Here is a 3,570-nt window from a genome sequence, read left to right as displayed (position 1 = left end):
TTAGTAACTGTGAAACAAATGGGTCGATGGCCGAGTGGTTAATGGCGGCAGACTGTAAATCTGCTGGGAGACCTACGCTGGTTCAAATCCAGCTCGGCCCACTTTCACAAACGCCCTCATAGCTCAGTGGTAGAGCACTTCATTGGTAATGAAGAGGTCATGAGTTCAAGCCTCATTGAGGGCTTTGGGTTAAAAGGTAAGCACTGGTAAGGCTTTTAGGAATCAAACACATCCTAACAGCCGATTTTTTGCGTCTATATACCTGAAAATAGGGTGCTGTTTTGATGGGTTTGGCGGTTCTGTTGCCCCACGTTTCGCCCCACAAAATCATGCACATCGAAGAGAGAGGAACCAGCCTAATTATTAGGTGGCGGTTTGAAGGTAAGAAGTTTCATAAAACCCTGAGCAAACACAATAATCCGATCGGTCGCAAACATACCGAGATGGTGATGGCATCGATCGAGAAAGACATTATGTGTGGTCGCTTCGACCCATCCATTTACAGCCAGAAGGGAAAGGATCTCAAACAGGCGATCGATACCCTCACGGCGGTAAGTTTGTTTGCCAAATATGCCGAATATCGGATGTTAGAGCGCGAGCTGTCCAATAGTTCTAGAGAGCGGTTTAAGGCGATAGGTAGCAAGCTCAGACAGTTATTAGGCGATGAATTTTTGGCTAGTCGCCTAACAACTGAAATCGCGATCGATACGATCGGGCGATGGTCGCAAACAGTTAGCGAACGCACCGCTCGCGCTTATCTGTTTGACCTTTGTGCGGCGTGGGAATGGGCTAAAAAAGAAGGGTCGATCGAATGTGAGGTAAACCCCTGGAGTAAATCGCTCGATCGACTCCGAAAGAAATTGCCGCCACCAAAGAAGCCCAAACCTTTCACGATTGACGAACTGAGAGCGATAGCCGATGCTTTCGATCGCTTACCCGAAAGTTACTCATTCTACAAAGATCTAGTAATTTTCATCTCACAGACGGCTTGCAGGTTTGGCGAAATGGCGGCTCTACGCTGGTCTGATGTCGATGACAGCTTCAAAGTCGTTACCTTCAGATCTGGCGTGTCTAGAGGGCATTTTAGAGACACTACAAAAACAGGTGAATTTAGGGTGGTGTTGATGACTCCGACTCTGACTAAGATGCTCGAAACCCGACATCAGCAATCCAACCCGTCGCATGACGATCTAGTGTTCCCATCGCCTAAAGGTCGGTTTCTACGCGATAACAACTTCAGGAATCGGATCTATATCCCCATTCTTAAAGTCGCTGGTGTCGAATATCGCAAGCCATACACCTATCGTCATTCTGGTGTTAGTCATGCTGTAAGCGAGGGTGTCCCAATCGCCGAAATAGCCGCTCAGACTGGTCATAGTGCCAAAACACTCATGTCTAGTTATCTACACGCGATCGAACAAAAAATCGTATTTACCGATTATCTCGACACCTAATAAATACCACTGCTAATTAGTCGTTAGCAGTGGAAATAAACATTATTTGTTAATAGCATTATGGACTATATTTGGACAGATAAAGAAATCGATAGAACAGTCATAAGGCTTCAGAAGTTTCAAGATTCTGAAGAATGGCTTTCATCCAGAAATATTCGTTCTGGTAATAAACCCAAGGCTCCCGACTATCGAAAACTTATGGCTAAATTGGTCGAACTCGAACACGCTTTTGACAATGAGGAAGACTGCGAAAGCGATACTTATCGAATATCTATTAACTGGGAAAAGAAAGACGAGATGTTAGCAAGTTTAAAAGCTTCTAAGCTATTTTTCTCTCCAGCATTATTGTGTCAACCAGATATTATTAACTTACCTCCAAGAGAAGCTTTCCGCGAACGTCAGCATGATGTCGAAAGACTTTTGGGACGACAGATAAACCTAGTCGATCGGACAAATTGGGTTGAAACTAAATCTGACTGGTCGGCTGTTTATGAGATACTGTGCAATTTTCAGACCACGGGAAAATTCACTGTTGGGACGTATGGTGAAAGCTTGAATTTAGGAAAGGAAAAGAAAAAATGGCTTCTTTTGATAGCTGAGGAAGTTGCTTGTATGTACAAAGCTATTGAATGCGGTTGTACATACAAAGAGATTCAAGTAAAACATGTTTCACAGTCGAGCTTTATTAAATTCCAACATTTAGAAGAGCCTGCTGAAGCAGTGGCGAATGAATATTTTTTAGAACTGTTAACCGATAAATCTTGGAATGATTTTATCATTCGCTGTCTGCATCCTGGCTCTTCTAGTCCAAGAGCAGAACACGAACATTTCGGGACTTTCATTAAGTCTTGGCAGCAACTAGAAGAGCTATTGTCCAATCCTGTTACAGGTGACGGAAGCGAAGCATACGAGTATGAGTTGAAGGATGCTAATGAAGACTTTTGGAGAGCTAGTCGATTAATCAGGAAAAAGTTGCCTTTGCGCCTTATGGATTTCGGGGCAAAACGAGTATCAGAACCCGCCCCTCAACCTACATTTCTCAACCGACTATTGGCTAGTTCTATTCCTGAAGTAGTGGAGAAAGCGCAAATGTGGGCTGATGCTAGACAGCAGGTGGAGCATCTTAAAATCACTCAAGGATATCTTCGACGACACGCGGAACAGAGAAGATCCCAAAAGCGGAAATAGTATTTTTTACCATCGAATTTTGCTTTTTGTACATTTTACTTTCGATTAGATTCTGTCATTATCGACATACCAAGCCTTACCAGCGAAACCTTAACCTTCTAACCAACCACCAACAAAAAAGTTCGATCGACTTAACCAGAAGACCGAACCAATCATAAAATCACCCTCATTATCACTCATGACAAAAAAGCTACAAACTCCCGACAAATTTAAGTTTATAACGGAGAAATCTATCAAGCGGGAGAAGTATGAATTAACCGCTTGGACTTCTGCCCAACTCCGAGCCAAGTTAACCAGGGGAATATTTTGGGTGCAGATCGAAAAGGGCGGCTCAATTTCTTGGTGTTGGACATTGCTGAATTCGTATTTGCTTCACGGACTGGATTCCCCCATCACCCAGGCGTTAGTAGAGGAATATATGTCCACACTGCCCCAAGCGGCATAAAACAAACACCCCCAGAGACTCAAATCTGGGGGTGTTTGTCGGTTCAATACCTGGCGGGGTATTAAACCAGAAAATACTTGTAGGGCGACTTCCTACGAGTATAAACCATCCCCCACATCTACTCAACACTCGTAGAATTTTTCAATGACTGAGACATACTACATTCGTCAACACCTCGCAGTATTAACCCCATCCAAAGGATCTAAGACTAAATATCATTGCCCAGTCTGCAACGGTGACGATTTAGACATCAGCAAGGACGGGGCTTATAGCTGCTTTAGTGGAAATTGTGAACCGAAAGATATCCGAGCCGCGATCGACAAACTAGAAGGTAAATCAGACTGGAAACCAGAGACGTTCGTTAAGTCACCCCGACCGATCGGCACCAAATATTTTGAGTACCCCGACCGCAGCGGCGAGAAGTTAGCGCGAGTAGTGCGGATTGACTATCCAGATAAACCTAAGAAAATCTGGCAAGAATCC

Annotated in this window: 4 protein-coding genes and 2 tRNA genes; all 6 read left to right on the top strand. The window is 44.0% G+C overall.

What is annotated here, in order from left to right; translation table 11 throughout:
* Nucleotides 1-20: 20 nt before the first annotated feature.
* A tRNA-Tyr gene (locus RMO55_RS02335) sits at nt 21-101 on the top strand.
* 11 nt (nt 102-112) lie between these two features.
* A tRNA-Thr gene (locus RMO55_RS02330) sits at nt 113-184 on the top strand.
* Between the two features lie 145 nt (nt 185-329).
* Nucleotides 330-1,454, top strand: a complete 1,125-nt coding sequence (locus tag RMO55_RS02325; RefSeq protein WP_310422889.1) for a tyrosine-type recombinase/integrase — start codon at nt 330-332, stop codon at nt 1,452-1,454.
* 60 nt (nt 1,455-1,514) lie between these two features.
* A complete protein-coding gene (locus RMO55_RS02320; RefSeq protein WP_310422885.1) occupies nt 1,515-2,642 on the top strand; it encodes a hypothetical protein in 1,128 nt (375 codons plus the stop codon).
* 178 nt (nt 2,643-2,820) lie between these two features.
* Nucleotides 2,821-3,087 (top strand): hypothetical protein, encoded by a 267-nt coding sequence (locus RMO55_RS02315; protein WP_310422883.1) that lies wholly within the window; start codon nt 2,821-2,823, stop codon nt 3,085-3,087.
* Nucleotides 3,088-3,231: 144 nt separating this feature from the next.
* The coding region (locus tag RMO55_RS02310; protein ID WP_310422880.1) for a hypothetical protein at nt 3,232-3,570 on the top strand (339 nt) is incomplete at its 3' end.

The organism is Chamaesiphon sp. VAR_48_metabat_135_sub (assembly GCF_031418915.1).
GTDB lineage: Bacteria > Cyanobacteriota > Cyanobacteriia > Cyanobacteriales > Chamaesiphonaceae > Chamaesiphon.
Note: the sequence above shows the minus strand (reverse complement) of the source record. Positions and strands in the feature narration are given on the sequence as shown.